A 4,949-nucleotide genomic window follows, 5' to 3' on the forward strand; every position below is an offset into this window, starting at 1 on the left:
AAATGATAAGCAAGTAACTATTACTATAAACTAGAACAAAATTATATTAGTATATATAGTTTAAATAACTCTAATCTCATAATGAGGTTAGAGTTATTTTTTTTTATTATTTACAAATTAATAATTAATGTTTTTTTTCATATGAATCTCAATTATCTCATCAAGAAAAGATGAAATATTATCAATTTTTTGATTGGATTTAAGAGTTTTTAGATAATCAAGATTTTTAGGCATAAGCATAGCTGTAAACTTTTTTCTGGTATTACAATATTTTTCATCAGGGTTTTTCTTAGGTCTACCTTTGCTTTCTATAAAACCTAATTTTTTTAAATCTCTTTCTAATACTTCTTTTCTTCTTAATTCAATTTCTAAATCTCTTGTAATTTTATTTTTTTCATAATCTGATAAATCATCTAAAGAAATATTTTTTAGATTTCTAATTTTTCTTCTGCATAAATCTAAATCATTTTTCTTAGAGATAAGATTATATTTTTTAGAATTATTATAGTTATTATATATTTTAGTCATAAAAATACCTCCTATTTTAAATTGAGCCTAATATTATATATAGAAAAAATTAAGTAAAAATTGAAAATAACCTTGAAGGTTCATATGAAACTTCAAAACTAATATACCCCAAATTTAGGGGGTTATTTCTAAAGAATATACCCCAAAAACTAGTGTATATTTAGAAATATTGATTTTAATACATTACTTAGCCTTATTGAACATATTAAGTAATGTATTATCAATTCTATTTCCTTGGTAGAAGATATAGGGATTCATATAATAGTTAACAGATCGTTTAACCTTTACAGTTGCTATAACTCCTTTTTTAACTAAAGAAGATATATATTTATCTACTGCATTATGTCCTATTTCTAAAATTTTACATAAATCTTTTTTTTTAAGTGCATTTCCATTGGAGCTATATAATAGATTGTCTTCATATCTAATATGATTACATAAAGTTAAAATAATACCTAATTCGGTCATATTTAATCCAAAGTTAGCTTTAATATCATTAATTAATGATTGATAAAATTTGATAAAATATTTTTCTGGATTCCAGAGTTTTCTAGTATCACCTTGAACTGAAATAAAAGTATTAGGAATTTCATAACCTTCTTTTTCTAACTGTTTTTTTTCTTTTTCTAAAGCATCATTAAGCCTAGATTGAACAAATTTAGCATATCTAGTTTTTTCAAGACCTATTTGAGATAGTGATTTTTTATTAAATTCCATTGAAATCAACTCCTTAAAATTATTTTTACTGTAATAGAATTTAATAAATTGTTTTTAAGTCGAATAGAAATTAAAGCAAAAAATTCACTCGAACAAAAAATTAAAAAGATAAAAAAATATAATGGTATAATTTTAATATAGTATCTGATAAATTTGATTGTACGCAAATAGGAGGTAATATATTTGAGTGATAAAAAAGATAAACTATTTTTATATGATATAACTGAAAAAGTTACAGGAATAGATAGAAGTGATAGTTTATTTGATAGTGCAAGAAAGGAAGTAGAAAGAATAATAAATATGCTTAAAGTTTGTAAAATATTAGAAAATGATAAATTGGAGATAACTAAAGGAGAAGAAGATTCTCCAATAAAATTTCTAAAGTCATTTTATGAAAATATAGAAATGAGAGAATTACTATCTAGATTAATAAATTCAACATACAAAAAAGATAATAAAACTAAAACTGGAAAAATAAAGAAGAGTTGTATGCCATTAAATGATGAAGAATATGAGCTATTAAAGAAACATTTGTTGAAAATAAATCTTGAAAATTGTGAAGATGATAAGCAAAAAGAACAAATAAAAGAATATGTTAAAGAAATGGAGAATGAGGAGTTTTATGAAAAGATAGATGAAGCTAAAGGGATAATAGTTAAGGATTTGAATTTAATAAATGATAATATAAACAGTTCTGAAGCTAAAAGATATTATATAAATAAATACATAGATACTCTAAACGAAGGTTTAAAGAAGTTTAGAGAAGAAATCGGAGCAATTTCAAGATATGAAAAAGAATGTAATAAAATTAATTATAATAAACAATTTAAAGAAAAAGATATAGATTCTTTTTTAGAGGCATCTTTGGAAGCATATTTAAAAGTAAATGGAGTAGAAGTAGATTAAAAATACAGCTTAGTTAAGCTGTATTTTTTTTATGTGTCACGGACAAAAACTTAAAAAATTAGTGTCCGTGACCTATCTAAGAAACGATTATATACTAGTAATCAAGAAGTGAGCAACACCAGAAATAATAAAAACTATTTTACTAATAAGGAGGAAATAAAATGGATCTTATGATTACGAGAAAAAAAGAAATAAGAAATATTCCAAATGGTAAACACAAAGGGGTAATTGAAAATTTAGTAATAAAAGATGAGGAGAATGGGAAAAAATTGATTTTAGTTGTTTATGTTAATCATAAAGGGGCTGTTGCCAAATTATATTACACAACATATATATCTTGGTATGATGATAGTTCTTTTATAAGCTTATTAGAAAAGTTTGAAATACTAGAGGATGTAGGACAAGATATAGACCTTAGCAGGCTATTAAGTAAACCAGTAAATTTAGAAGTTGAAAATAATAGTGTTAATGGAAAGACGTATTCTAATATAAAAGAAATTGATTTAGATAAAGAAGAACTTAAAAAAATAGAAAAGGAAAATAACAAAAAAAGTAAAGAAGCAGAAGAGATATTTCAAAATGATTAATAGATTAGATTTTACAGAATAGGGGCTATTTTAATATGAACAAAAATCAATGTATATACACTGTTGGTAAGTTATATGATGATGTATATGTTAAAGATAGACATATTTTTTTGGTTGAAAGAAAAAATGATGTTGTAATACATAAACCAGTAGCTCTCTTTATGAGTGTTAAAAAAGCAATAGAAGATGTTGAGACTAAAAAAGAAATGTATGAATTAGAGTTTATGTCTAATGGAAGAATGAAAAAAATTCAAGTGGGGAAGAAAGATTTGTCAACAAGAGCAAATCTTATTTCTCTTGCTGAATACGGTGCAGATGTAAATGATTTAAATGTAAAAGCGGTTATGAAACATTTAAGAAATGAAATAGGAAATTTAAAAGTATCATTCATACATAGAAATGTAGGATTTGAAGAAGATGAAGGTAAAAATATGTATTTCAAACATCATAAAGCTATAGGATGCAAAGAAGAGTCTGAATATTCGGGCGATTTAATTATTCAACCTAAAGGAAATGAAGAAATTTGGATGAGATTAATAAAAGAAGAAATTTTAAAAAATATAGAATTATCACTTGCTTTAATATTAGGATTTTCAGCCGCTACAGTAGGGTTTGTAGGAGAAGAAGTGAACATCGAATCTCTACTTGTCCATATTTTTGCAGAAAGCACACATGGAAAAACAACAGCAGCTCAACTTGCTGTGTCTCCTTTTGGAAGTCCAAAACTCAGAGAACAAGGTCTCGTCTTAGACTGGAACAGCACACAAAACGCAATTTTCGGATTGTTGTCAGGTAATAGAGGATTACCAATGGTACTTGATGAGTCAAGTATGCTAAATAAAAAGGATTTTACAAATCTTATTTACATACTTGCTAGTGGAAGTGATAAAAAAAGAATGAATAAAAAATTAGAGGTAAGACCTACTAAAACATGGGAGACAACTATCATATCAACAGGTGAGAGTTCAATACTATCACAAAGTAATAAAAATACAGGGCTTAAAGTTAGGCTATTTGAATTTGGAAATATTAAATGGACAAAAGATTCAAGGCAGGCAGAGAAAATAAAAAGTATAGTAAGTAATAATTACGGTTTTGCAGGGATAAGATTTGTTAAAAAGCTTTTAGATTTAGGCAAAAATGAAGTAATAAGAAGAATAATGAATCAAAAATTAGAGGTTGAAGAAGATTTAAAAGAAAATTCGTTTAAAGGAAGAATAGCAATGAAATTAGCTCTTATAGTAGCAACTGGAGAAATAGTAAATGAAGCTTTAGATATTGATTTGAAATTAGAAGAAATTAAAGATTTCATTATTGATAATGAAAATAAGAGTATAGAAGATATAGATTTACCTTCGACTGCTTATGACTATTTCAAACAAAGCTTAGTAATTAATAAATCTAAATTTAATAAAGATTTTGGAGATACACTTGGAGTTGTAGGAAGCAGTACATATGAATTATGGGGTAAGTTAGAAAAAAATAAACATGAGAACTATGTTGTAATAATAACTACAAAATTTGATGAAATAATGAAAAATGGTGGATTTGAAAATACAAGATACATATTACAATCATGGAAAGATAGAAATCTTCTTAGTCATGAAAAAGGAAAGCTTTACAGAAGAAGAGTTGTTGACACAAAGGTCAAAGGAGCAGTTCCGTGTTATGTAATAAAGTTACAAAATGGAGATGGTAAGAAGCAAGAAGATGAAAAGAAAAAAACTAAAAAAGATGCAGCAGTTGGAAATGATGAAAGCAAAGTAACTAAGCAGAATACAACAGAAGTAGTTGAAGAAGATTTATTTGAAGATTAATAAACATAAAATAGGAGGAGTTAAAAATGAGTATGAATAAAAATGATGTGTTATCAAATTTTCATGGAGCTAAGAGTGTGAGTGTTAGTAAAGATATTACTGATGCAGGAGTCATTTCAATAATAAATTCAAAAAGTAATGGAAAGAGGATTTCTCTATCTAAAGAATTGATAGACAAGTTAGATAATCCATGTAGGGTACAATTTGCATTTTCAGAGAATTCAATTGCTATAGGGGTGGATTTTTTAGAAGAAGGACAAGTTTATAAAATTAAGGAAAGTAAGACTAAAGGGCTTATATATGCAAGTAAATTAGTTGAAGAAATTACAGAAGAGTTTGAATTAGATTTTAGTGATAGAACATCCATTACATTTCATGATGTTGAGTATATTGA

General features: G+C 25.7%; 6 protein-coding genes. 4 read left to right on the forward strand and 2 right to left on the reverse strand.

Translation table 11 applies throughout. From position 1 onward, the window contains the following. Nucleotides 1–117 precede the first annotated feature (117 nt). Together N4A48_RS00005 and N4A48_RS00010 are read right to left on the reverse strand one after the other, a co-directional pair. Nucleotides 118–528: a hypothetical protein gene (locus tag N4A48_RS00005; RefSeq protein ID WP_293663624.1), complete on the reverse strand. Its 411-nt coding sequence runs from the start codon at nucleotides 526–528 to the stop codon at nucleotides 118–120. Between the two features lie 183 nt (nucleotides 529–711). Continuing rightward, nucleotides 712–1,245, reverse strand: a complete 534-nt coding sequence (locus tag N4A48_RS00010) for a hypothetical protein (protein ID WP_293663625.1) — start codon at nucleotides 1,243–1,245, stop codon at nucleotides 712–714. A gap of 183 nt (nucleotides 1,246–1,428) precedes the next feature. Between N4A48_RS00010 and N4A48_RS00015 the strand changes: the two genes are divergently transcribed. The 4 genes from N4A48_RS00015 to N4A48_RS00030 all read left to right on the forward strand — a co-directional run. After that, on the forward strand, nucleotides 1,429–2,151 hold the full coding sequence (locus N4A48_RS00015; RefSeq protein ID WP_293663626.1) for a hypothetical protein: 723 nt from the start codon (nucleotides 1,429–1,431) through the stop codon (nucleotides 2,149–2,151). Between the two features lie 161 nt (nucleotides 2,152–2,312). Beyond that, on the forward strand, nucleotides 2,313–2,738 hold the full coding sequence (locus N4A48_RS00020; protein ID WP_293663627.1) for a hypothetical protein: 426 nt from the start codon (nucleotides 2,313–2,315) through the stop codon (nucleotides 2,736–2,738). Between the two features lie 35 nt (nucleotides 2,739–2,773). Next, on the forward strand, nucleotides 2,774–4,555 hold the full coding sequence (locus N4A48_RS00025; protein ID WP_293663628.1) for a DUF927 domain-containing protein: 1,782 nt from the start codon (nucleotides 2,774–2,776) through the stop codon (nucleotides 4,553–4,555). A 26-nt stretch (nucleotides 4,556–4,581) separates the two neighbouring features. Next, nucleotides 4,582–4,949, forward strand: a 368-nt coding sequence (locus N4A48_RS00030; RefSeq protein WP_293663629.1) for a hypothetical protein, incomplete at its 3' end; no start/stop codon positions are given.

The organism is Tepidibacter sp., from assembly GCF_025210165.1.
Classification (GTDB): domain Bacteria; phylum Bacillota; class Clostridia; order Peptostreptococcales; family Peptostreptococcaceae; genus Tepidibacter_A.

Excerpts from the sequence above, each read along its gene's own strand:
- N4A48_RS00005 (WP_293663624.1), bottom strand. The coding sequence starts at position 528 with ATGACTAAAATATATAATAACTATAATAATTCTAAAAAATATAATCTT.
- N4A48_RS00010 (WP_293663625.1), bottom strand. The coding sequence starts at position 1,245 with ATGGAATTTAATAAAAAATCACTATCTCAAATAGGTCTTGAAAAAACT.
- N4A48_RS00020 (WP_293663627.1), top strand. The coding sequence starts at position 2,313 with ATGGATCTTATGATTACGAGAAAAAAAGAAATAAGAAATATTCCAAAT.
- N4A48_RS00025 (WP_293663628.1), top strand. The coding sequence starts at position 2,774 with ATGAACAAAAATCAATGTATATACACTGTTGGTAAGTTATATGATGAT.